A 21,937-nucleotide genomic window follows, 5' to 3' on the forward strand; every position below is an offset into this window, starting at 1 on the left:
TTAATGAGTTAAGACATATTCAACTAAATTTGAGCCCATTTTAAGCGCCTCTATCCGCTTTTCGTTAGTATCCCCGGGATAGGTGCCGAAGTCTTCCCATCCATTCCCCAGATCGCTTTCATAAGTATAATAACAAACCATCCTTCCCTGCCAGATCAGGGCAAAGCCCTGTGCAGGTTTTCCGTTATGCTCGTGTATTTTTGGCAGGCCGCCCGGAAACTTGAATTTCTGCTGATAAACGGGATGATTAACCGGTAATTCTACAAAAGACAATTCAGGAAATACTTTTTTCATCTGTACCCTGACAAATTTATCCAGGCCGTAATTGTCATCTATATGAAGAAATCCGCCCCCGGTAAGATACTTACGCAGGTTCTGGGCTTCCTGCGGACTAAAACTCACATTGCCATGCCCCGTCATATAAATAAAAGGATAATTAAAAATATCGGGACTGCCCACTTCGGCGATAGCTTCTTCAGGGGCAAAGTTAGTATGCAGGTTCTGGTTGCAGAAAGCAATCAGGTTAATCAATGCAGTTCTGTCGCCATACCAGTCGCCCCCTCCGTTATACTTCAGCCTCGCCAGCTGGTAAGAAGGGTTACGGTAACTGCTGCACAAGATCAGCAGCAAGCAGGAAAGAATCAGTAATTTACATTTCATCTATTTAAGTAATTCACTTCAAAACAAGCTGCCAGTGCGGCGGTTTCTGTTCTGAGACGTGTATTACCTAAAGTTACAGGTTTAAAGTCATTTTGCAAAGCCAGCAGAATTTCGGCAGGGCTAAAATCCCCTTCGGGTCCTATCAATACCAGGTAGCTTTGTCCGGGATCGGTTAGCTGACTGATGAAATTGCGGGGTTCATCATCAATGCAATGTGCAATCATTTTATATGTCGCAGACTGACTGCCGATAAAATCTTTAAAGTTAACCGCTTCATTTAAGAGCGGATGGTAGGCCTGAAGGGATTGTTTGACTGCTGAGGTGATTACTTTGTTCAGCCTGTCTTCTTTGACAATCTTGCGCTCCGATCGTTCACAAATTAGTGGGGTGATCTGGTCGATGCCAATTTCAGTTGCTTTCTCTAAAAACCATTCCAGCCTGTCAATATTCTTTGTAGGTGCAACAGCAATATGTAAATGGTGATTTCTTTTTGAGTATCCTTCTGTAGTTTTCAGCACATGAAGGGTTACATTTCTTTTGGTTTCGCCGATGATCTCGGCTTCATACAAGCCTCCTCTTCCATCAATCAGGTGAACAACATCACCAATTACCAGTCTAAGTACTTTCATACAGTGACGGCTTTCTTCCTCATTTAAAATATATTCGGAATGATTAATATCAGGAGTATAAAAAACGTGCATCTACAGCGTGTTAATGGTTATCTACCATATCATTTTTCTGGATTACCAATTCCAGCTTTATCGTTTCAATATTTTGCTCAGTCTTTTTTAGGATGGTAAATAAGTAACCGTAACATTCTTCACTATCGCCTACATCAGGAATTTTTCCAAAAGCGTGTGAAACCAGACCGCCAACGGTATCGAAATCCAGGTCCTCAGGCAAATCATGAGGAAGGTGTTCATTCACATCATAAACCGTAGCATAGGCATTGATCACAAATTCAGTATCTGATATTTTTTCTACCGTAGGTTTTTCTTCATCATATTCATCCTGGATCTCTCCAACAATCTCTTCCACTATATCTTCCAGGGTAACCATACCGGCAGTACCACCAAATTCATCGATCACAATAGCGATCTGAATCCTCTTTTGCTGCAATTCACTCAGCAGATCGTTTATTTTCTTTGTTTCAGGAACAAAATAAGGTTTCCTGATAATATCTTTTAAAGACCATTCTTTATTCCCTGCCAGCAAAGGCAATACATCCTTAGCGTGGATGATACCAATGATTTTATCTATGACATCATCAAAAACAGGCATTCTTGAATACCCTTCAGCAATGATCAGCTGAATAACATCTTCTTTGGCTGTGGCCAGCTCTATACCCGAAATTTTGGTACGGGGCACCATAATATTTTTTACCACACGTTCATTGAAATCAAAAACGTTGCGGATCAGCTCATGCTCATTGTTATCTAATGCACCGCTCTCTTTTCCCTGGTCAAGCAGGTAATATAATTCTTCTGTACTGTGTACAGCTTCATGACCTCCTATCGTAGAGATTCCAAAAACTTTTAAAATAATACTTGCCAGGTTGTTTAATACCCAGATAAATGGCCTGAAAACTACATAAAAAACCTGTAAAGGCAGGGAGATAAATAATGTAGTAGCTACGGGACGCTGTATAGCGATTGATTTTGGGGCCAGTTCACCAAATACAATATGCATGATGGTGATGCAACTGAAAGCGATAATAGGAGAAGCGGTTTTGGAGAAGGAATCAATGAAGGCAGGACTTTGTCCTAAGGAAGTTAAAAGGCTATGTAATATGTGATCCATTACTGATTCCCCAACCCAGCCTAATCCCAGTGAAGCGATGGTAACACCCAGCTGCGTTGCAGCCAGGTAACCATCAAGGTGTTGTGTAATATACTTAGCAATATTAGCTACTCTATTACCAGATTTAGCTTTTATTTCTATTTGCGACGCTCTGACTTTAACGATTGCAAACTCTGCTGCAACGAAAAAGCCGTTTAAGACGACTAAGAAAAAGGTTAAGAATATCTGAAAGCCCATTAAGAGTTATTTCTAAATGTACTATTATAAAGTTCGATACTTTCCTGTATCACTTTATAAGCATAAGTTACGCCCATCAGTTTTTCGATAGTTACGTTTTTAAGCTCTAAAGCTTTATAGTCCTGGAAGAATCTTACGATTTCTTTCATTTGGTGCGGAGGCAGCTCAGAGATGTCATTGATATAATTTACTGACATATCATGTTTTGCAACAGCAATAATTTTATCGTCCTGCTCGCCATTATCAACCATGTGCATTACACCGATAACTTTTGCTTCCAGCAAAGTCAAAGGGTAAACGTCAACTGAACATAAAACAAGAATATCTAATGGGTCATTATCATCACAGTAAGTCTGAGGAATGAAACCATAGTTTGCAGGGTACATTACAGAAGAAAAAAGGACACGGTCCAGTTTAATTAGATTGGATTCTTTATCAATCTCGTATTTCGCTTTTGATCCTTTAGGGATTTCAATAATAGCATTTACCGATTCCGGCAGGTTGTCACCTGGGGAAACTTTGTGCCAGGGATGATTTAAGTCTATACTCATATTATGATTCAATGTTAGAATTGTCTTCTTTAGTGTGCAATGGTTCCCCCTTTTTCAAAACCGCAACTGCCAGGGGAATAGCAGTAATGATCATAAAACCCGCAATAATATAAAACAGGTAGGCGTCAATCTCCTTTTCAAATCTCCTGCCAAGAAAATAACCCAGCAAAGTTAAAGATGTTATCCATAAAATTGCACCTGAAATGTTATATAATGCGAATTTTTTAAAATCAAGCCCAACTATACCGGCAAAAATAGGCGCAAATGTTCTAACTATAGGTACAAACCTGCCCATAATCAAAGCAAATGCTCCTTGTTTGTTATAATACAGTTCTGCGGCTTTAAGATAACGCTTTTTAAAAAAAAAAGTGTCCTTTCTCTGATATAATACGGGGCCGGTTTTTTTTCCAAACCAATAACCCGTAAAATTACCACAAATGGCAGAGAGAATTAAGATTGATATGAGCACATAAATATTTACATCCAGCTTACCTGTTGCAACAAACATCCCAGCCAGAAATAACAGATAGTCACCCGGCAAAAAGAACCCGAAAAACAAACCCGTTTCAGCAAAGATTACGAATATAACGAGGTAAAAACCGCCTTCTTTAAGTAATTTTTCAGGATCTATGAAGTGATGTAAGGAAGTCCAGAAATCGTGCATAATTCAAGTATTCGTAAAACTACAAATAATTTTCCTGAGAAATGCTTATATCAAATTTAAAATTAGCGTAGGGTAAACACCTAAGAAAACGGTGATAATAACCGATAAAACCAACACAACCTTGTATTGAACCGGCGTATCCAGCTCAATTTCAGCACCATCTTTGAAGTACATGGCCACTACAACCTTCAGGTAATAATAGAAACCAACCAGCGCATTTAGAATTGCAAATGCAACCAGGTAGATCTGATAGTCATGCATCACGTTCAGGAACATCAGGTACTTACCGATAAATCCGCCTGTTAGTGGAATACCCGCAAGCGACAGCATGGCAATGGTTAAAGTTAATGCCGCTAAAGGATTACGCTTACCTAAACCGTTAAAACTTTCAAAGCTGTCACTGCCTGTTTTCTGTTTAACCAGGATCAGGACGGCAAAGGCAATGATGGTTGCAAAAGTATAAGCAGCAGCATAAACCAATACGTTATTTGCTGAATGGGCAGTTAGTGTGATTAAAGAGAATAACAGGTAACCTGCATGTGAAATACTGGAGTAAGCCAGCATCCTTTTGAAGTTCTTTTGAAACAGGGCAGTTACGTTACCGATAAATAAAGTGATACAAACAATAGCCATCAGTGGCGGCATCCAGAAGTCATGAAGCGGCGCAAAGGTTCCTGCAAATAGACGCAGAAAAGCAGCAAATCCGGCAGTTTTCACTACGGTAGACATAAAGGTAGTGATCAGTGAAGGAGATCCTTCATATACATCAGGTGTCCAGAAATGGAAAGGTGCAGCACCAATTTTAAAACAAAGACCAATCATGATCAGGATCAGGCCAGGATAAAATAAAGGTGATACCGCCTGATAGTTACCGATCAGGTATTGGTTAATTGTAGACAGGTTAAATGATCCTGTTGCCCCATAAACCAGGGTAATTCCAAACAAAAGGAAACCGGTGGAAAAAGCACCCATCAGGAAATACTTTAAAGAAGCCTCATTGGATGAAAAGTTATTCTTTCTGATACCAGCAAGGATATACAAGGCCACAGACATGATCTCTATCCCGATAAATAACATCGACATATTGGTATAAGAAACCATGATAATGATACCTGAAAGCGCAAATAAGATCAACGTATAGTATTCAGCTACATTTTCGCTGTCTTTAGAAAAGTAATTCTGTGTCAGCAAAAAGATAAAAATAGTAGAGAAGATGGCCAGGGAAGAAAAGGCAACGGCAAAATTATCCATCTCCATCATTCCGTAGTAAACCGTATTGGTATTCCATGAACTTACGGCAAAGCCAAGGGCAACAAGAAGACCAATTAAAGTAAGTGGTAATAAAGCCTTTTTAGCATTAAATAAACCTGCATAAAGCACTGCTAAAGCTGTAACAACAATTGTTATAATGATATTCATTTCCTTATTTTACCGATGTTAATTTTTGATTTACCTGTTCTAATAATAGCTGTACAGAAGCTTCTGATAAATGCAGAATTGGTTTTGGATATACGCCAATTACAATAACCAGTGCACAAATGATCACTAATACCAGTTGTTCCGACCCTCTGATATCTTCAAATCCTATGGTCAGTTCATTTGTTTTGCCCAGCATGATGTTCTGATACATCCTGAACATATATACTGCTCCGAAGATAATGGTGAGGCCTGCAAAGACCACTGCCCAGAAACTAAACTGGTACACGCCTAACAGCAACATAAATTCTCCTACAAATCCATTTGTTCCTGGTAAAGCTACCGTTCCCAGAACGATGATTAAAAATGCAATAGCCAGTTTTGGGGCCACTTTAGCAATACCGCCCAGTTCACTGATGGTATTGGTTTTAACCCTTGAAAAGATAATGTCCAGTACAAAGAACAATCCGATCACATTGATACCATGACTCAGCATCTGGATCATCGCTCCCTGCATACCCTGTGTATTCAGGGCAAAAATACCCGCAGAAATTAATCCTACGTGGGCAATGGAAGAATAAGCTACCAGCTTCTTCGCGTTCTTTTGTGTGAAGGCGATGAGTGAAGCATAGACGATACCGATGATAGATAAAACGATTGCTGTAGTACCCCACTCCTGTACGCCATTAGGAACAATTGGCAACAACCAGCGGATCACTCCGTAGATACCCATTTTTAACATGATACCCGAAAGCAACATGGTGCCTGCTGTTGGAGCCTCAGTATATGTATCAGGCTGCCAGGTGTGGAAAGGGAAGATCGGCATTTTTATCGCAAAGGCGATAAAGAACGACCAGAAGATCCAAGCCTGTTGTGTATTGTCTAAGTGAAGCGAATAGAAAGCTTGTATGTCAAAGTTATGTGCCGGGTTTTGCAGGTACAGGTAGATAATTCCCAACAGCATGAATAAAGATCCTGCAATGGTATACACAAAGAACTTCATGTTGATACGCACGCGATCTTTTCCGCCCCAGATGGCACAGATAAAGTAGATCGGGATTAACGCTGCTTCCCAGCCAATGTAAAACAGGAAGGCATCCATAGCGGTAAATACCACCAGCAGGCCAGCCTGCATAAACAGGATCAGCGAAAAGAAAGAAGCTGGTTTTTTGTAATCGTGCTGGTAACTCGCCAGGATAATGATCGGCACCAGTACGTTGGTTAATAATACCGTGATTAAACTGATCCCATCGATACCGGCATGGAAACTAATTCCCAGGTCCTGTATCCATGGCAGGTTAACCATAAATTGCGTACTTGCGTCCGGAACGAATTCACAGGCGATAAAAGCGGTGATAGCTAACGAAGCCAGAGCAAATACCAGGGCCACATATTTTGCGGTGTTGCCGGTAAATGCTGTAACCAGCGCACCAACTATTGGTAAAAATATTAGAAGTAGTAACAGCTGTTCCATTATGTTTTCTTGGACGATCTTTTATAGAGATAAATAAGTATACAATAACAATGAGATGATGCCGACAACCATCATGAAAATATAGAAACCTACGTTACCCGATTGCAGTAACCTGATTCCTTTACTTGTTTCTGAAGTTCCCCATCCCAATCCGTTCACAATACCATCAATAATTTTATTATCAACTACCCTGTAGAAGAACACTGAAATAGCATCAAGAGGTTTCCTGATCACCGCATCATAAATTTCATCGATATAGAATTTATGATAAGACAGATTAGCCAGTACCGAACGTTTGTGTTCGTCTGCCACAGGTACATGATCTTGTTTAACGTATTTGAAATAAGCAATGATAATTGCAATGACAGCCCCGACTACCGAAACAGCCATTAATGTATATTCTGTAGCAGAGTCGGCATTTTCAGCTACCTGAGGGATAACCGGCGCCAGCCAGTGTGATAACCAATGGTGACCACCCAATGATTCAGGAATACCCAGTGCGCCGCCTATGGCTGCTAGTACAGCCAGAACGATCAGAGGAATAGTCATGCTGGAAGGTGATTCATGGATATGCTCTTCAGCATGGTGTGTACCACGATATTTACCAAAGAAGGTCAGGAATATCATCCTGAACATATAGAAGGCAGTAAGGAAAGCTGTGAATACGCCGATAGCCCACATTACTTTATTTTGTTCGTATACATGTGCCAGTATCTCATCTTTAGAGAAGAAACCCGAGAAAGGAGGAATACCTGAAATAGCAATCGTACCGATCAGCATGGTCCAAAAAGTAAGTGGTAATTTTTTACGTAAACCACCCATATGTCTCATGTCCTGTTCGTGATGCATGGCATGGATCACCGATCCTGCGCATAAGAACAGTAAAGCTTTAAAGAAAGCGTGTGTGATGACGTGAAAGAAAGAACCGGTATAAGCACCAACACCCAATCCCAGGAACATATAGCCCAATTGGGAAACAGTAGAATAAGCCAGTACTTTTTTAATGTCTGTTTGCGTCATAGCAATGATAGCACCTAGTACCGCGGTAGCTAAACCGATGATCGCAATAATGTGCTGCACTATTGGCGCCAGATCAAATAAGATGTGCGAACGGGCGATCATGTAGATACCAGCTGTTACCATCGTAGCGGCGTGGATCAGCGCAGATACAGGTGTAGGACCCGCCATCGCATCCGGTAACCAGGTAAACAATGGAATCTGTGCAGATTTACCGCAGGCACCAACAAACAGCAGTAAAGCGATCAGGTTGATGGTTGAATTGCCTGGAATCATGTGACTTGCCAGAGGAAATATTTTAGAAAATTCAACGCTTCCGAATACGCTGAATAACATGAACACCGCAATCAGAAACCCAAGGTCACCAATACGGTTCATCACGAATGCTTTTTTTGCCGCCGTAGCATAACTGCTGTTGGTGAACCAGAAGCCGATTAGCAGGTAAGAGCATAAACCAACGCCTTCCCATCCGATGAACATCACAATATAGTTTGATCCGAGAACCAGCAGCAACATGAAAAAGATAAACAGGTTCAGGTAACTGAAAAACTTTCCGAAACCTTCATCATCATGCATATAACCGATAGAATATACATGGATCAGGAAACCGATACCGGTGATGATCAGCAGCATTATTGAACTTAACTGATCTACCAGGAAGGAAACAGGAATTTTCAATGCACCAGCACTGATCCAGTCAAACAGGAACACTTCCTGTGAACTGTTAGGATCATTGTTCAGCGCCAGGAATATACCTGCACTGATAATGAAAGATATCAATATAACGCCACTGCCAATAAAACCAATCAGGTTTTTAGAAAAGGTATTTCTCCCCAGACCGTTGATCAGGAAGCCTAAAAAAGGAATTAACGGAACCAGCCAAACTAAATTTATCATTTTATAATTTATTCTTAATAACTACCACTTAAGGCGATTCAATACATTAACATCTGTTGACTGTGTATTCCTGTAAACCATCACGATGATACTGAGGCCTACCGCAACTTCTGCAGCGGCAAGTGCCATGATGAAAAATACAAATACCTGTCCGGATGGATCATTACTATGTACCGAAAAAGCGGTGAGTAAAAGATTAACCGAGTTCAGCATCAATTCTACCGACATGAAGATGACGATGGCATTTCTGCGTGTGAGTACACCTACAATGCCAATGGTAAAAATAATGGCGCAAAACCAAATGTAATGGTTAAGCGGTACGCCCTGCAAGTTTTGAGTAATATTCCCCATTATACTTTTTCTTTTTTAGTTAATAATACGGCACCTACCATAGCGGTAAGCAATAAGATCGACGATAACTCGAACGGCAGCATAAAAGGGCCGAACAATTCTTTACCCAGGTTTTTAACCAATCCCAGATCTGCATTCTGCAATACCAAAGGATTTGATATCGCTGTCGCTTTTAGCGAGCCTACAAGGGTTACCACCAAGCAGCATCCCGCTACAATACCCAATATTTTTACCAGTCCCGATTTTAAAGGCTCATTTTCTTTATTCAGATTGAGCAGCATCAGTACAAAAAGGAAAAGTACCATGATAGCGCCCATATAAACAATAAAGTTTACTACGGCCAGGAACTGGGCATTAAGCAAAATGTAATGGACAGTGAACGTGAAAAAAGTTACGATCAGATAAAGTACACTATGCACCGGGTTTTTCGCGAAGATCACCATTAGTGCAAAGAAGATACTTAGAAAAGCGACCAAATAGAATACTGAGGCACCCATTTATTATTTTTGTTTTAAAGCCTTAAAGCGGCAAATGTATAACTGTATTAATATCAGGAGCGCAAACCCCTGTTTCTCTTATTTCTTTACTAAAGGCTGTTCAACCAGTTTATCTTTTCCGTAGATAAAATCTTTACGGAGATAATCTGAAGGTACAATAGGGCCGTCAAGGTAAATCGCTTCTTTAGGGCAGGCTTCTTCACATAAACCGCAGAAAATGCAGCGCAGCATGTTGATCTCATATACCGAAGCATATTTCTCTTCCCTGTACAGGTCTTTTTCTTCTGGTTTACGTTCTGCAGCAATCATAGTGATCGCTTCAGCAGGGCAAGACAAGGCACACAAACCACAGGCTGTGCAACGCTCTTTACCGTCCTCATCCCTTTTAAGGGAGTGCATGCCTCTCCAGTTGATTGACATTTCGCGCTGAACTTCAGGATACCTGATGGTAGCTTCTTTTTTGAAAAAGTGGCTGATCGTGATCGCTAAACCTTTACCTAATGCAGGCAGATAGATGCGCTCTGCAAAGGTGAGTGGTTTCTGTATTAATACTTTCTTTTTACTGGTTAATGGTTCCATTAAACCTCCTTTTATATTCCGCAGGGCGGATAGTTAAAACTTTTCTACTATTGCAATCACTAAACCTGTGATGATAACATTGGCGATGGCCAGTGGCATCAGGATTTTCCATCCCAAATGCATCAGCTGATCATAACGGAAACGTGGTATCGTCCACCTTACCCACATAAAGAAAAATATGAAGGCAAATATCTTGGCGAAGAGAACAGCTGTTCCGATTAACGGTGCGATTACTGGTCCTGTGTAGATCAGTACCCAATCCATACCCGGATAGTTATATCCCCCAAAGTATAAGGTAGACATCACCGCCGAAGACACAAACATGTTGATATATTCAGCAAACAGGTAAAAACCCAGTTTCATGGAAGAATACTCTGTATGGTAACCTCCAATCAGCTCCGTTTCACACTCTGGTAAATCAAATGGTGCCCTGTTCGTTTCTGCGAAAGCACAAACAATAAACAGGATAAATCCTAAAGGCTGATATAACACATTCCAGTGCCAGCCATGTTGATTTTCTACAATTTCTTTCAGACTTAAGGTATTGGTAACCAACAACAGGGCGATAATAGAAAGGCCCATCGCTACCTCATAACTGATATTCTGTGAAGCTGCACGAATTGCGCTTAATAACGAATATTTGTTGTTAGAAGCCCATCCGCCTATCATTACACCATATACACTCAAAGAAACAACACCGAAAATGTATAACACCCCAACATTGATGTCGGTAACCTGCAAAGGAATAATCCTGCCGCCAACGTTGATAGGGCTTCCCCAGGGAATAACCGCAGTACCGATACAGGCTGTTAACATTGCTAATCCGGGACCAACCATGAATAACCATTTGTTGGAATCGGTAGGGATAATTTCTTCTTTCATGAACATTTTAAGTCCGTCAGCCAGTGGCTGGAACATACCAGCAGGGCCGGCACGATCAGGACCTAACCTGTCCTGCAAAAAAGCAGCTACTTTTCTTTCCGCGTATGTAGAATACATAGCGATAACTAAACTTAACCCAAAGAGAATAACTACGAGTATAAATTTTTCTATGACGAATGAGATATCCATTAGAATTTAGCGGTTTTTTCCAGTTCAACTTTATTAGCTTCCTGCAGAGCAAGATTTTCCTGAATAACAGGCAGCGGGATCATCGTTTCATAGTGATTAGACGAAATTACCGAAGCATCACTGATATGCGTAGGATGTTCCAATACCCAGTCGGCCGTTTTCTTTTGTTCAAAACGACAGGTATTACAGATAAACTCTTCTACTTCACCATAAATATCCTTACGTGCAGTTACCCTTAAAACATCTTCTCCTTTGTACCATAGCGTTACTTTACCACTACAAGTAGGACAGTTTCTATGCGCATCTATAGGTTTAGTAAACCAAACCCTGTTTTTAAAACGGAACGTTTTATCTGTCAATGCACCTACAGGACAAACATCGATCACATTTCCGGAGAAATCGTTATCAACTGCTGTCTGGATATAGGTAGAGATTTCAGAATGGTCGCCCCTGTTTAAAATACCATGTACACGTTTATTGGTGATCTGATCTGCAGTGAACACACAACGGTAACACAGGATGCACCTGTTCATGTGCAACTGGATTTTATCGCCGATATCGATACGTTCAAACGTCCTGCGCTCAAACTCATACCTTGTTTTCTGTAAACCATGCTCATAGCCCAGGTTCTGCAAATCGCATTCTCCGGCCTGATCACATACCGGACAATCCAGCGGGTGATTGATCAGCAGTATTTCTACTACGCCTGCACGGGCTTCCAGCACTTCAGGAGAAGTAATATTCATTACTTCCATTCCGTCCATTACTGTAGTACGGCATGAAGCCACCAGCTTAGGCATTGGCCTGGGATCCTTTTCAGAACCCTTGCTTACTTTCACGATACAGGTACGGCATTTACCTCCGCTTCCCTGTAATTTAGAATAATAGCACATTGCAGGAGGTACAATGTCCCCTCCTATTTGCCTTGCAGCATTCAGGATGGTTGTACCGGGCTCTACTTCGACGGTTATTCCGTCTATGGTTACCTTAACTTTTTCACTCATTGTTAAATGATATTCTCGTTAATTTTCTGTAGTCACTTCTGGTTTGGCAATTGGCTCCGCATATTTTGCGATTCCATAATTAGTTTCCTGACTTTTGATCGGTTCCTTCACATGCCATTCAAATTCATCCCTGAAATGTCTGATTGCACTGGCCACAGGCCATGCAGCAGCATCCCCTAAAGGACAAATTGTATTTCCTTCAATTTTCCTGGAAACATCAACCAAAAGGTCGATATCACTCATTTTGCCATGTCCGTGTTCCAGTCGGTGTAATACTTTTTCCATCCATCCTGTTCCTTCACGGCATGGCGAACATTGTCCGCAACTTTCATGGTGATAAAAACGGGCGAAGTTCCAGGTATTTCTTACGATACACTGATCTTCATCAAAAGCGATGAAACCACCTGATCCCATCATGGTACCGGTAGCAAAACCACCTTCAGAAAGTGATTCGTAACTCATTAGCCTTGGTTCGCCATTCGCCAGTTTCAGCGTCAGGTTAGCAGGTAATACAGGAACAGAAGAACCGCCGGCAACAGTAGCCTTTAGTCTTTTTCCATTGGCAATACCACCACAATATTCATCAGAGTAGATAAATTCTTCAACAGGAAGTCCCAATTCGATTTCATAAACCCCAGGTTTAACCAGATTACCTGAAGCAGAGATCAGTTTTGTTCCTGTGCTGCGTCCGATCCCGATTTTCATGTATTCGTCGCCACCATCGTTAATGATGGGTACTACAGCAGCAATCGATTCAACATTATTTACTACTGTAGGACATCCGTATAATCCCGCGATAGCAGGAAACGGCGGTTTAATCCTTGGATTCCCCCTTTTACCTTCCAGTGATTCTAAAAGCGCAGTTTCTTCACCGCAGATATAGGCTCCGCCACCCGGCTGAACAAATAACTCCAGGTCGTAACCTGTTCCTAAAATGTTTTTACCGAGAAAACCAGCAGCTTTTGCTTCAGCAATTGCGCGCTCCAGTATCCTGATCTGCGGCATCATCTCTCCGCGAACGTAGATAAATGATGTTTTAGCACCCAGAGCATAACTGGCAACGATCATCCCCTCAATTAAAGCATGAGGAATATAGGTCATCAGATAACGGTCTTTAAAAGTACCCGGTTCCGATTCGTCAGCATTACACACCAGGTATCTTGCAACACCTTCAGGTTTCGCCAAAAAGCTCCATTTCATCCCCGTAGGGAAACCAGCTCCGCCACGTCCGCGTAATCCAGACTTTTTCACTTCCTCTACCACTTCATCAGGGGTAAGGGTTTTCAAAGCTTTCTCTACGGCACGGTAACCGCCTTTCTGGCGGTAAACATCAAGAGTATTGATGCCTGGTACGTTTATATGTTCTAATAAGAGTTTACGGGCCATTATTTTTTGCGTAATTCTTCTATCAATGTGTCTACTTTTTGCGCGTCTAGGTTCTCATAGAAAGTATATTCAGGACCTATTTGCAGTACCGGGCCAAAACCACAGGCTGCAAGGCACTCTACACCTCTCCAGCTAAACAAGCCATCAGCAGTAACTTCACCTTCTTTTACACCCAATGTTCCTTCAATATGGTCCATCAGCTTTTCAGCACCTACCAGACAGCAAGGTCCGGTACGGCATACTTCCAAAACATATTTACCTTGCGGTTTAAGGAAGTACATGCTGTAAAAAGATGCGACTTCATAAACCTCAATGGGCTCTATTTTCAAATATTCTGCAACTTTATCCATTGCAGCAGCACTTAACCATCCCCGTTCCGCCTGAACTTCATGGAGTATAGGTAACAAGGCCGATTTTTGTTTTCCTTCAGGATATCTTGAAGAGATCTCATCACACTTTGCAATCAAAGCTGAGGAGAACGTTACAGGTTGTTGTTCTTCTACTTTAAGCATCTAATTCTCCGGCAATAATGTTCATACTACTCATGTTGATAATGGCATCAGACAATAACATCCCTTCACTCATGTGTGCATACATGGAATAGTTGATGAAACTTGGTCTTCTGAAATGCAAGCGGTAAGGTGTTCTTCCGCCATCATTGATCAGGTAAAATCCAAGCTCGCCATTTCCGCCTTCAACCGCATGATAGACTTCTGCCTTAGGGGCATCAATTTCTCCCATTACAATTTTGAAATGGTAGATCAGGGCCTCCATATTGTTATATACTTCTTCTTTGGCAGGCAAATAGAAATCAGGAACATCTGCGTGGAAAACTCCGGCAGGTTCATGTTTGATTTTCTCCATGGCCTGCTCAATCAGGCTTACACTCTGCCACATTTCTTCATTGCGCACCAGGTAACGGTCGTAAATATCTCCGCTGGTACCTACCGGAACTTCAAATTCGAAATCTTCATAAGAACTGTAAGGCTCACTTACACGCACATCATAATCTACACCTGCAGCACGTAATAACGGGCCGGTCCAGCTATAGCTTAATGCATCTTCAACAGAAACACAGGCAACACCTGCGGTACGGTCAATAAAAATACGGTTACGGTTCAGGAGACTTTCAAACTCTTTCAGGGCTACAGGAAACTCTTTCAGAAACTTATTGATCTTCGCAAAAGCGATATCATTAAAATCCCGTTCGAAACCGCCTATACGACCAATATTAGTTGTTAAACGAGCACCACATACTTCTTCATAAATTTCATAGATATGTTCCCTGAATTGAAAAAGGTATAAGAAAGTAGTGGTTGCCCCTGTATCCTGTGCAATAATGGTATTACAAATGATATGGTCAGAAATACGCGCTAATTCCATGATGATAATCCGGAGATAATCAACACGTTTAGGCATTTTAATATTCAGTAGTTTTTCTACCGTCATGTGCCAGCCCATGTTATTGATTGGCGACGAGCAGTAGTTTAACCTGTCTGTTAAAGGGGTAATCTGATAGAAAGGCCTGTGTTCGGCAATCTTCTCAAAAGCACGGTGGATATAACCGATGGTTGAAACACCACTAACGATGCGTTCGCCATCTAATTGGAGTACATTTTGGAAAACACCGTGGGTAGCCGGGTGAGTTGGGCCTAAATTTAGGGTTACCAGTTCACTCTGTGGATCGTTGTCTGTATATACTGGTTGATTGTTCATATATTCTTATCTACCAAAGTATTCATCTTTTTTATCAACTCTGTTTGGATCTTCCAAAGGATATTGTTTTAGCATCGGGTGAACATTCAGTTCATCCATATTCAATATTCTTCGCAGATCCGGGTGACCTTCGAATTTTACACCGAAGAAGTCGTATGTCTCTCTTTCCATCCAGTTTGCACCATTCCACAGTACTGTTGCCGTAGGAATAGTTGGTGTATGCTCACTGATAAAAACCTTAACCCGTATCCTCAGCCTGCGCGCCATATTGTGCAAATGATAAACTACAGCAATATGATTTGTTTCAGGATAATGTACAGCAGTGATATCAGTAAGGAAACTAAAACCGGTGCCTGAATTGTCTTTCAGAAAGGCAAGCACCTCAATGATCACATCTTTAGTGGTCTCTATGGTGAGTAAACCGTAAGGTTCATTTACCCCGCTGATTTTATGACTGAACTTTTCGCTCAGTAATTGTATTACATCGTTATTGGTCAACTCTGCCATTATTCTATACCGTATGAAGCCAACATTTGTCTGTATTGCTCAGAATGCCTTCTTCTGCCAGACTCATTCCTTACCAGCTCCTGTATCTTACCAAAACCGTCCAAAATAGCTTCAGGCCTTGGCGGACAACCCGGAACGTAAACGTCAACCGGAATGATCTCATCAATTCCCTGTAATACAGAATACGTATCAAAGATACCACCGCTGGAAGCACAAGCCCCAACAGCCATCACCCAGCGGGGTTCTGCCATCTGTAAATAAACCTGTTTTAACACCGGTCCCATTTTCTTAGCGATTGTTCCCATCACCATCAGCAAATCTGCCTGACGGGGAGAAAAACTCAAACGTTCGGATCCAAAACGACCTAAGTCATAATGTGAACCCATGGTAGCCATAAATTCAATTCCGCAGCAAGAAGTTGCAAATGGTAAAGGCCATAAAGAATGAGAGCGGGCCAATCCGACAACCTTATCTAAAGAGGTGGCAAAAAAGCCAGATCCTTCTATGCCCGGGGGCGCGTCTACTATATTGATGTCACTCATATCATAAAACAAAAAAGGCTCATTCTGATATAGAATGAGCCACAAAAATACAATATTTAGCCACAAAAATCGTGACCGCGGTTAGATTTAGAAACGATCTAAATAGATTAGTTCCAATCCAGGACTTTTTTCTTCATGATATAAATAAAACCAAGTAACAGGGTTGCCATAAAGATAAACATCTCAATGATCCCTCCCCATCCCAGTTCTCTGAAGTTGACTGCCCATGGGTACATAAAGATCACCTCAACATCAAACAGAACGAACAGAATAGCTACCAGGAAGTACTTAATGGAAAATGGCTGACGCGCATTACCTACTACCTTTACCCCGGCTTCAAAAGTGGCCAGTTTATCTTTAGTCTTACGTGCAGGGCCCAAAAAGTGTGTAGCAGTTAGCGTAGCGACCACAAAACCCAATGCAACAATGATCTGAAAAATAATAGGTATAAAATCTGAAGGATGACTAGCGGTTTCCATATAATCTTAATTTGGTACAAAAGTAAAAGAAAAAGGCAGGATATCAACCCTGCCTTTTCAAATTATCTAATTTATAATCTTTATTTATGTTTTACAGCTGCTTTTGGAGCAGGTGCAGTTAACTGTTTCAATCCTGTTGTTGCATTGGCATTGGCAGGATCAATCGCTAAAGCTTTATTGAATAAATCGGTTGCTTTTGCTTTATCAGTAGGAGAATAATAGAAACCTAAGTTAGTATAAGCCTCAACCTGATTTTTCTTCTCAGCCGGTGAAGCACCTAAATCTGGTTTTTTAACTGTTACCAGGTCTAAATACTGCTCATAATAAGGAACCAATAAACCTTTAGGGTTAGTCTGGTCGTCAGTTAAGCGTGCAATACGTCCTCTAAAGATATAAGCAAGTGTAAATTCAGGAGACACTTTATTGATATGTGCAAAAGCTGAATCTGCTTCTACCAGGATCTTTTTATCAGGATTTTTATTTGCTGATAATGCCTGTCCGTAATTATAATAGTCAGATGAACCTAAATAATAAAAGTTAGTTAAAGATCCTTTACCATTAGGGTTCAATTTGATAGCGTTTTTGTAAACATCCGCAGCCTGAGCATATTTTTTGTTGTTATACAAAGCTTTACCTACATCTTCTAAAGCTTCAGAGTTAGTAGAATCTTTGGCAACTGCTTTAGTGATGCTGATCAATGCTAAACTGTCTTGATTAGCTAACAACTGTGCTTTACCTAAATAAAGGTAATCTGCAGCAATTAAACGTGAAGTATCAGGAGTTTTAGCAAAGAAATCGTTTAACATTTTCAAACTTTCAGGGTTTTTGTTTTCTGCTGCTGAATAAGCCTGTAAACGGTTAATTACCATTGATTTTTGATTGTTTGGATAAGTCTTAGCTAAATCAGCTGTTTCTGTTTCCAATGTTTTCCAATCTTTAGCATAATACAGGAACTGAGCATAACGTAATCTTGCATCGAAAGATTTGTCAGTCAAATCAAGGTATTTTTTGTAGTTAGTGATTGCATCAGCAGATTTGGCTGCGAAATTTGCAGGCTCAAAGTTTGCCCATTGCATATATAACTCAGCGATCTCACGGTAAGCAGGACCATAGTTAGGATCTGCAGTGATCACTTCTTTTAACTGAGTTTCAGATTCAGGAAATGCTCTTGATTCTTTGTACATGCTACCGATCTGAACTTTAGCCCTCAATAAGTTTTCATTGATATTTAAAGCGCGAAGGTAATTGCTCAATGCTTCAGAGTTCTTTTTCTGTGCAGCATAGAAATCACCTAAAGCCACGAAAGTTTCAGGATCTTTATCAGATGCATCTAATTCATCTGCTTTTTGTAACATCGGCAGGGCATTTGCAAAATCAGGTTTGTCTGTAGTATTGTAACCTTTACTTACATAAGCTTTACCAATGTACATATATGGTAAATAATCTTTTTTCGAAGCAGCAGCAATTGCTTTATCGAAATCTGCTTTCGCAGCAGCATCATTTTTCACAGCAAGTTCTGCCTGACCAAGTCCAACATAATTTAATGCGTACTTAGGGTCTGCTGCAATTCCTTTGTTAAATACTGCTTTGGCAGAGTCAACATACTGGTTACGCAGGTATACATCACCTAAACTAAAATAGTTCTCACCTTTACCGGCCTGAGAGCTTACTAGTGATTTAAGCATTGAAGTGGCTTTAGCATACTGCTCAGCATCAATCGCCTTTTTTGCATCATTCAAGTTTTGAGCAAAAGAGGCAGAACCTATCACTACTAAACCCAAACTTAAGGTTATTGCTTTCTTTGTCATTTTCATCATTGGTTCGTTGTTTGTTTTAATGTTTTATAAAGCGGATTCGTTTTTGTTAAGCTCGTTACCCTGTTATATTCGGGGCTCAATATAATATTTAATTTTCACTCTTTATGCGTATATCCCTTGAGCTCATCGAATTTGGACCGAGTCCTGATTTGAGCACAATAAGCTGTCCACGGCGCCCTACTAACCAATTGGCAAATCCTGTGCCTAAATCGTTTTTTATCGTAGCATTTATTACATAAATGTTTCTTAAAAAAGGATAAATACCATCAATAAGGTTTTCCTGTGTAGGCTTGTAAAAAGCATCATCCCCCTTTTTACCTTTTACATTCTTCACACCCAGCAGTTTAACCTGAGGGGTGAAATTAAAATCGTCGCGGTGACCCTGCAATAACCAGTTCACGCCGACAACCCCAATGTAATCCTTATGTTCTGCAACGTATTTTATCACGTCATTATTGTTGTTCAACGTGTAAATTCCTGTTTTTGGCAGGTCTTTAACCTGCGCCAGGTCTTTAAAGTAACGAAGGGTACTGGAATAAGCATTGTCAAAGACCAATTTCTTTTGTGAAGGTGAATTGCCTTTCATCATTGCGATCACTTCATCAGCAGTAATCGTACTATCCGGATTACCTGTTGCCGTGATCAGCGCTATACCATCAATAGCAAACCTGGAAGAGGCTATCCTTACACTTCTCTTAGCAAATGATTTTTGTTCATCGGCTGTCAGCATTCTTGATAAAATAGCTGTTCTCACCTTATTGTTTAATAACTGGGGCAATATTTTATTCTCGCTGCCCTGGATCAGGTCAAACCTGGTGTTTGGATAATCCAGTCTGAATACTTCTATCTGGTCTGCAAGAATCGAAGAAAAACTCTCGTCTACTATCATTTTAACAGTACCGGAGGTGCGGGTTTCTTCGACTTTATCTGATTTAGGTTGACAGGCGGCAAACAGAACTACGGGGAGGAGAAAAAAAAGCTTTTTCATTTTAATTGTCTTTTTGATTCATTAAACGGAAAAATCTTATGCCCGCATAAACGATCAGCAGTAGCCCGAATAAGACGCGGTAGGTAGGCTTGATATCAAAAGGGATGTCTTTCCAGAAGATCAGTGCGATCCCCAGTACCAGGTACATGGTAAACATCACCAGGCCTAAAATGAACAGAAATCGCTGTTGAGGCGATTTCTGCTTAAATGTATTGTAATCGAACATGATTGATTAGTTTGATAAGGTAAAGCTGATAGGGATGTTATATTTTACCCGAACCGGCTTACCATTCTGAATACCTGGTGTCCATTTTGGACTAGCCTTTAATACCCTGATGGCTTCTTCATCTGTACCACCACCCAATTTACGCTCTACTTTAATATCAGTTAGACGGCCGTCTTTCTCCACTACGAAAGACATGAACACTTTACCCTGAATATTATTTTCCTGTGCCATAGGAGGATATCTTACTGTTTTCTGCAAGAATGCATAAAACTTATCCATACCTCCAGGGAATCCTGGCTGAGTTTCAATACTTACAAAGTCATAAACCTTGGTATCTTCCACTACTGCTGCCTGTTTAGGACCTTCTCCAACAGGACCGGTCACAACAATATCAGCACCTGGGTCACCTTCCACAGTTTTCTGACCTGGGTCAGCTGCTTTCAATTGCTCAATCTGCGGAGGATCTTCATCACGAACCTGGTTATCCGGTTTTACAATCGGAGGAGGGAACTTAATTTGATCCGTTTTTGGTGGCGGTGGCTCTACTGGTGGCGGTGGTGGGGTTTTAGGATCCACCGGTGGTGGTGCCTGCATAACAACCTCAGTCTGTTTTACCACTACTTCTTCAGGCATCTGACCTTTGATCAAAGAGATAATCTTAGGTAAAAGAAAAAGAAATATAAAAACAGCCGATGCCATTAGTAATGCCCTGGTTGTATTTGCGCCATTTTCTTTACGCAGCTCGTAAGCGCCGTAAGCTTTGTTCTTTTTGGCAAACACAACATCAAGCCATTCTTTATTGAATAAATCTAATTTAGACATTGCTTGTGTGATTTAAATTATTAATAATGATATTATAAAAGTCCTTGTGATTTCAGGAATGACTTTTCAGCATCCGTAATGTTCTCATCGTCAATCGCAGGAGCGGTTTTAATGCCTGTAATATTCAACTCGTCCATAATGTCCACAAAGTTTTTATAGTTAGCTCCGGAAGTTGGTTTGATTACCATTACGATATCTTTACCAGTAGTTTCCTTAACTTTTTTCTTGTTATCCAGAATAGTTTTTCTGATCTGAGTGAAATTCTCGATGTTCGGTGCTGATTTACCAGCTTCTCCCATGTACCATGCAACTTTATTTTGTTTTCCTAATAAAATCGTCATCGTTTGAGATGCCCTTAATTCAAGTTTTTGTTCAGATTTATCGTCCTTATCTGGCTTGGCGATATCCATCGCCTGTGGTTTATTCAACGTGGTGGTCAACATAAAGAAGGTAATCAATAAGAAAGCCAAATCAACCATTGCGGTTAAATCTACTTTCGTAGACGCTTTCTTACTCCTTACTTTGCCTCCTTTTTTGCCACCCCCGCTGGAGGTATCTAATTCTGCCATGGTCTTCTGTTATTGCTTACCTTCTGAGGTCGTGATTAAACTGAATTTATTAACTTTTTGTTTTTGAAGAATATCAACCACCTTTTTGATCATCGGGTATCCTTCAGAAACATCACCCTTGATACTCACACGCATAGCCTGGCTGTGTAATTCCGCTACAGCTTTACGTGACTGAAGAAGCCAGTCGGCCAGTTGGTTATTAAGTGAATCAATAGGAATACCAGTTTCGATTCCCGATTTTTTTCTTTCGCCTGCATCCATCGCGATGAATTTTTTCAGGTTCTGAATCGGAACACCGAAGGCTGCAACCACACTAAAGCGTTTTTTCTCTTCCGGCGTAAAACTAATTTTATATTGCTCTCCCATTCTTTCCAGGGTAGAGGCTCTGATATCAGGTCCTGCCGCTTCAAAGAACACTTTATCTTTACCTATGGTCAGAATCGCGATGTCCTTCTCAGGAACTTTGATCTTATAGGTTGAAGACGGTGTATTTACGTCCAGTGGATCCGGTTGTTTTGCCGTTGCTGATAAAATGAAGTAAGTAAGCAACAGGAAAGACACGTCGCACATGGCGGTCATATCGATCGAGGTACTTTTTCTTGCAACTTTTGCTCTTGACATAATTTTAAAATTACTTATGTTTTATATAATGATGTTAATTCTTCCG

The 21,937-nt window shown here is 40.8% G+C and carries 25 protein-coding genes; all 25 read right to left on the bottom strand.

Going from position 1 to position 21,937, the window contains the following annotated elements; translation table 11 throughout:
• Positions 1-660 carry a DUF4159 domain-containing protein gene (locus GSQ84_RS17695; RefSeq protein ID WP_158798597.1) on the bottom strand — a complete coding sequence of 220 codons (660 nt, stop codon included), beginning with the start codon at positions 658-660 and terminating at the stop codon, positions 1-3.
• Positions 657-1,361 carry a 16S rRNA (uracil(1498)-N(3))-methyltransferase gene (locus tag GSQ84_RS17700; RefSeq protein WP_158798598.1) on the bottom strand — a complete coding sequence of 235 codons (705 nt, stop codon included), beginning with the start codon at positions 1,359-1,361 and terminating at the stop codon, positions 657-659. Before GSQ84_RS17700 ends, GSQ84_RS17695 begins: the two co-directional genes overlap by 4 nt.
• A gap of 10 nt (positions 1,362-1,371) precedes the next feature.
• Entirely contained in the window at positions 1,372-2,697 is a 1,326-nt protein-coding gene (locus GSQ84_RS17705; RefSeq protein ID WP_158798599.1) for a hemolysin family protein, read from the bottom strand.
• Positions 2,697-3,248: an inorganic diphosphatase gene (locus tag GSQ84_RS17710; protein ID WP_158798600.1), complete on the bottom strand. Its 552-nt coding sequence runs from the start codon at positions 3,246-3,248 to the stop codon at positions 2,697-2,699. The genes GSQ84_RS17705 and GSQ84_RS17710 overlap by 1 nt, the downstream gene beginning before the upstream one ends.
• A gap of 1 nt (position 3,249) precedes the next feature.
• On the bottom strand, positions 3,250-3,912 hold the full coding sequence (locus GSQ84_RS17715; protein WP_158798601.1) for a DedA family protein: 663 nt from the start codon (positions 3,910-3,912) through the stop codon (positions 3,250-3,252).
• Between the two features lie 45 nt (positions 3,913-3,957).
• Positions 3,958-5,331 (bottom strand): NADH-quinone oxidoreductase subunit N, encoded by a 1,374-nt coding sequence (locus GSQ84_RS17720; protein WP_158798602.1) that lies wholly within the window; start codon positions 5,329-5,331, stop codon positions 3,958-3,960.
• Positions 5,332-5,335: 4 nt separating this feature from the next.
• Positions 5,336-6,802 (bottom strand): NuoM family protein, encoded by a 1,467-nt coding sequence (locus GSQ84_RS17725; RefSeq protein WP_158798603.1) that lies wholly within the window; start codon positions 6,800-6,802, stop codon positions 5,336-5,338.
• A 21-nt stretch (positions 6,803-6,823) separates the two neighbouring features.
• Positions 6,824-8,716: an NADH-quinone oxidoreductase subunit L gene (nuoL, locus tag GSQ84_RS17730; RefSeq protein ID WP_158798604.1), complete on the bottom strand. Its 1,893-nt coding sequence runs from the start codon at positions 8,714-8,716 to the stop codon at positions 6,824-6,826.
• A gap of 21 nt (positions 8,717-8,737) precedes the next feature.
• The gene (gene nuoK, locus GSQ84_RS17735; protein ID WP_158798605.1) at positions 8,738-9,067 is read right to left on the bottom strand and encodes an NADH-quinone oxidoreductase subunit NuoK; all 330 of its coding nucleotides are present in this window, start codon (positions 9,065-9,067) and stop codon (positions 8,738-8,740) included.
• Complete coding sequence (locus GSQ84_RS17740; RefSeq protein ID WP_158798606.1) at positions 9,067-9,564, bottom strand: NADH-quinone oxidoreductase subunit J; 498 nt, start codon at positions 9,562-9,564, stop codon at positions 9,067-9,069. Before GSQ84_RS17740 ends, nuoK begins: the two co-directional genes overlap by 1 nt.
• 78 nt (positions 9,565-9,642) lie before the next feature.
• Complete coding sequence (locus tag GSQ84_RS17745; RefSeq protein WP_158798607.1) at positions 9,643-10,143, bottom strand: NADH-quinone oxidoreductase subunit I; 501 nt, start codon at positions 10,141-10,143, stop codon at positions 9,643-9,645.
• 33 nt (positions 10,144-10,176) lie between these two features.
• Positions 10,177-11,214 carry an NADH-quinone oxidoreductase subunit NuoH gene (gene nuoH / locus GSQ84_RS17750; protein WP_158798608.1) on the bottom strand — a complete coding sequence of 346 codons (1,038 nt, stop codon included), beginning with the start codon at positions 11,212-11,214 and terminating at the stop codon, positions 10,177-10,179.
• Positions 11,214-12,218 carry a 2Fe-2S iron-sulfur cluster-binding protein gene (locus tag GSQ84_RS17755; RefSeq protein ID WP_158798609.1) on the bottom strand — a complete coding sequence of 335 codons (1,005 nt, stop codon included), beginning with the start codon at positions 12,216-12,218 and terminating at the stop codon, positions 11,214-11,216. Before GSQ84_RS17755 ends, nuoH begins: the two co-directional genes overlap by 1 nt.
• An 18-nt stretch (positions 12,219-12,236) precedes the next feature.
• Positions 12,237-13,604 (bottom strand): NADH-quinone oxidoreductase subunit NuoF, encoded by a 1,368-nt coding sequence (gene nuoF, locus GSQ84_RS17760; RefSeq protein ID WP_158798610.1) that lies wholly within the window; start codon positions 13,602-13,604, stop codon positions 12,237-12,239.
• The gene (gene nuoE / locus GSQ84_RS17765; protein WP_158798611.1) at positions 13,604-14,116 is read right to left on the bottom strand and encodes an NAD(P)H-dependent oxidoreductase subunit E; all 513 of its coding nucleotides are present in this window, start codon (positions 14,114-14,116) and stop codon (positions 13,604-13,606) included. Before nuoE ends, nuoF begins: the two co-directional genes overlap by 1 nt.
• On the bottom strand, positions 14,109-15,320 hold the full coding sequence (locus tag GSQ84_RS17770; RefSeq protein ID WP_158798612.1) for an NADH-quinone oxidoreductase subunit D: 1,212 nt from the start codon (positions 15,318-15,320) through the stop codon (positions 14,109-14,111). Before GSQ84_RS17770 ends, nuoE begins: the two co-directional genes overlap by 8 nt.
• 6 nt (positions 15,321-15,326) lie before the next feature.
• Complete coding sequence (locus tag GSQ84_RS17775) at positions 15,327-15,827, bottom strand: NADH-quinone oxidoreductase subunit C (RefSeq protein WP_158798613.1); 501 nt, start codon at positions 15,825-15,827, stop codon at positions 15,327-15,329.
• Positions 15,827-16,369 (bottom strand): NADH-quinone oxidoreductase subunit B, encoded by a 543-nt coding sequence (locus GSQ84_RS17780; protein WP_158798614.1) that lies wholly within the window; start codon positions 16,367-16,369, stop codon positions 15,827-15,829. The genes GSQ84_RS17775 and GSQ84_RS17780 overlap by 1 nt, the downstream gene beginning before the upstream one ends.
• 107 nt (positions 16,370-16,476) lie before the next feature.
• Positions 16,477-16,848, bottom strand: a complete 372-nt coding sequence (locus GSQ84_RS17785; protein ID WP_158798615.1) for an NADH-quinone oxidoreductase subunit A — start codon at positions 16,846-16,848, stop codon at positions 16,477-16,479.
• Positions 16,849-16,928: 80 nt separating this feature from the next.
• Positions 16,929-18,665: a tetratricopeptide repeat protein gene (locus tag GSQ84_RS17790; protein WP_254070898.1), complete on the bottom strand. Its 1,737-nt coding sequence runs from the start codon at positions 18,663-18,665 to the stop codon at positions 16,929-16,931.
• 88 nt (positions 18,666-18,753) lie between these two features.
• Positions 18,754-19,653 (bottom strand): substrate-binding domain-containing protein, encoded by a 900-nt coding sequence (locus GSQ84_RS17795; protein ID WP_158798616.1) that lies wholly within the window; start codon positions 19,651-19,653, stop codon positions 18,754-18,756.
• A 1-nt stretch (position 19,654) separates the two neighbouring features.
• On the bottom strand, positions 19,655-19,879 hold the full coding sequence (locus GSQ84_RS17800) for a hypothetical protein (protein WP_158798617.1): 225 nt from the start codon (positions 19,877-19,879) through the stop codon (positions 19,655-19,657).
• A 6-nt stretch (positions 19,880-19,885) separates the two neighbouring features.
• On the bottom strand, positions 19,886-20,701 hold the full coding sequence (locus GSQ84_RS17805; RefSeq protein ID WP_158798618.1) for an energy transducer TonB: 816 nt from the start codon (positions 20,699-20,701) through the stop codon (positions 19,886-19,888).
• Positions 20,702-20,733: 32 nt separating this feature from the next.
• The gene (locus GSQ84_RS17810; protein ID WP_158798619.1) at positions 20,734-21,270 is read right to left on the bottom strand and encodes a biopolymer transporter ExbD; all 537 of its coding nucleotides are present in this window, start codon (positions 21,268-21,270) and stop codon (positions 20,734-20,736) included.
• Between the two features lie 9 nt (positions 21,271-21,279).
• Positions 21,280-21,891, bottom strand: coding sequence for a biopolymer transporter ExbD (locus GSQ84_RS17815; protein WP_158798620.1), 612 nt, complete (start codon positions 21,889-21,891; stop codon positions 21,280-21,282).
• Between the last annotated feature and the right edge of the window lie 46 nt (positions 21,892-21,937).

It is taken from the genome of Pedobacter sp. L105 (assembly GCF_009765875.1).
GTDB lineage: Bacteria > Bacteroidota > Bacteroidia > Sphingobacteriales > Sphingobacteriaceae > Pedobacter.

Bases quoted from the DNA above. Each gene is read 5' to 3' on its own strand.
- nuoE (WP_158798611.1), bottom strand. From the start codon at position 14,116: ATGCTTAAAGTAGAAGAACAACAACCTGTAACGTTCTCCTCAGCTTTG.
- GSQ84_RS17815 (WP_158798620.1), bottom strand. From the start codon at position 21,891: ATGTCAAGAGCAAAAGTTGCAAGAAAAAGTACCTCGATCGATATGACC.
- nuoF (WP_158798610.1), bottom strand. From the start codon at position 13,604: ATGGCCCGTAAACTCTTATTAGAACATATAAACGTACCAGGCATCAAT.
- GSQ84_RS17745 (WP_158798607.1), bottom strand. From the start codon at position 10,143: ATGGAACCATTAACCAGTAAAAAGAAAGTATTAATACAGAAACCACTC.
- nuoK (WP_158798605.1), bottom strand. From the start codon at position 9,067: ATGGGGAATATTACTCAAAACTTGCAGGGCGTACCGCTTAACCATTAC.
- GSQ84_RS17780 (WP_158798614.1), bottom strand. From the start codon at position 16,369: ATGAGTGACATCAATATAGTAGACGCGCCCCCGGGCATAGAAGGATCT.
- GSQ84_RS17770 (WP_158798612.1), bottom strand. From the start codon at position 15,320: ATGAACAATCAACCAGTATATACAGACAACGATCCACAGAGTGAACTG.
- GSQ84_RS17710 (WP_158798600.1), bottom strand. From the start codon at position 3,248: ATGAGTATAGACTTAAATCATCCCTGGCACAAAGTTTCCCCAGGTGAC.
- GSQ84_RS17795 (WP_158798616.1), bottom strand. From the start codon at position 19,653: ATGAAAAAGCTTTTTTTTCTCCTCCCCGTAGTTCTGTTTGCCGCCTGT.
- GSQ84_RS17740 (WP_158798606.1), bottom strand. From the start codon at position 9,564: ATGGGTGCCTCAGTATTCTATTTGGTCGCTTTTCTAAGTATCTTCTTT.
- GSQ84_RS17790 (WP_254070898.1), bottom strand. From the start codon at position 18,665: ATGATGAAAATGACAAAGAAAGCAATAACCTTAAGTTTGGGTTTAGTA.
- GSQ84_RS17775 (WP_158798613.1), bottom strand. From the start codon at position 15,827: ATGGCAGAGTTGACCAATAACGATGTAATACAATTACTGAGCGAAAAG.
- GSQ84_RS17700 (WP_158798598.1), bottom strand. From the start codon at position 1,361: ATGCACGTTTTTTATACTCCTGATATTAATCATTCCGAATATATTTTA.
- nuoH (WP_158798608.1), bottom strand. From the start codon at position 11,214: ATGGATATCTCATTCGTCATAGAAAAATTTATACTCGTAGTTATTCTC.
- nuoL (WP_158798604.1), bottom strand. From the start codon at position 8,716: ATGATAAATTTAGTTTGGCTGGTTCCGTTAATTCCTTTTTTAGGCTTC.
- GSQ84_RS17785 (WP_158798615.1), bottom strand. From the start codon at position 16,848: ATGGAAACCGCTAGTCATCCTTCAGATTTTATACCTATTATTTTTCAG.
- GSQ84_RS17755 (WP_158798609.1), bottom strand. From the start codon at position 12,218: ATGAGTGAAAAAGTTAAGGTAACCATAGACGGAATAACCGTCGAAGTA.
- GSQ84_RS17705 (WP_158798599.1), bottom strand. From the start codon at position 2,697: ATGGGCTTTCAGATATTCTTAACCTTTTTCTTAGTCGTCTTAAACGGC.
- GSQ84_RS17725 (WP_158798603.1), bottom strand. From the start codon at position 6,802: ATGGAACAGCTGTTACTACTTCTAATATTTTTACCAATAGTTGGTGCG.
- GSQ84_RS17805 (WP_158798618.1), bottom strand. From the start codon at position 20,701: ATGTCTAAATTAGATTTATTCAATAAAGAATGGCTTGATGTTGTGTTT.
- GSQ84_RS17695 (WP_158798597.1), bottom strand. From the start codon at position 660: ATGAAATGTAAATTACTGATTCTTTCCTGCTTGCTGCTGATCTTGTGC.
- GSQ84_RS17810 (WP_158798619.1), bottom strand. From the start codon at position 21,270: ATGGCAGAATTAGATACCTCCAGCGGGGGTGGCAAAAAAGGAGGCAAA.
- GSQ84_RS17720 (WP_158798602.1), bottom strand. From the start codon at position 5,331: ATGAATATCATTATAACAATTGTTGTTACAGCTTTAGCAGTGCTTTAT.
- GSQ84_RS17715 (WP_158798601.1), bottom strand. From the start codon at position 3,912: ATGCACGATTTCTGGACTTCCTTACATCACTTCATAGATCCTGAAAAA.
- GSQ84_RS17800 (WP_158798617.1), bottom strand. From the start codon at position 19,879: ATGTTCGATTACAATACATTTAAGCAGAAATCGCCTCAACAGCGATTT.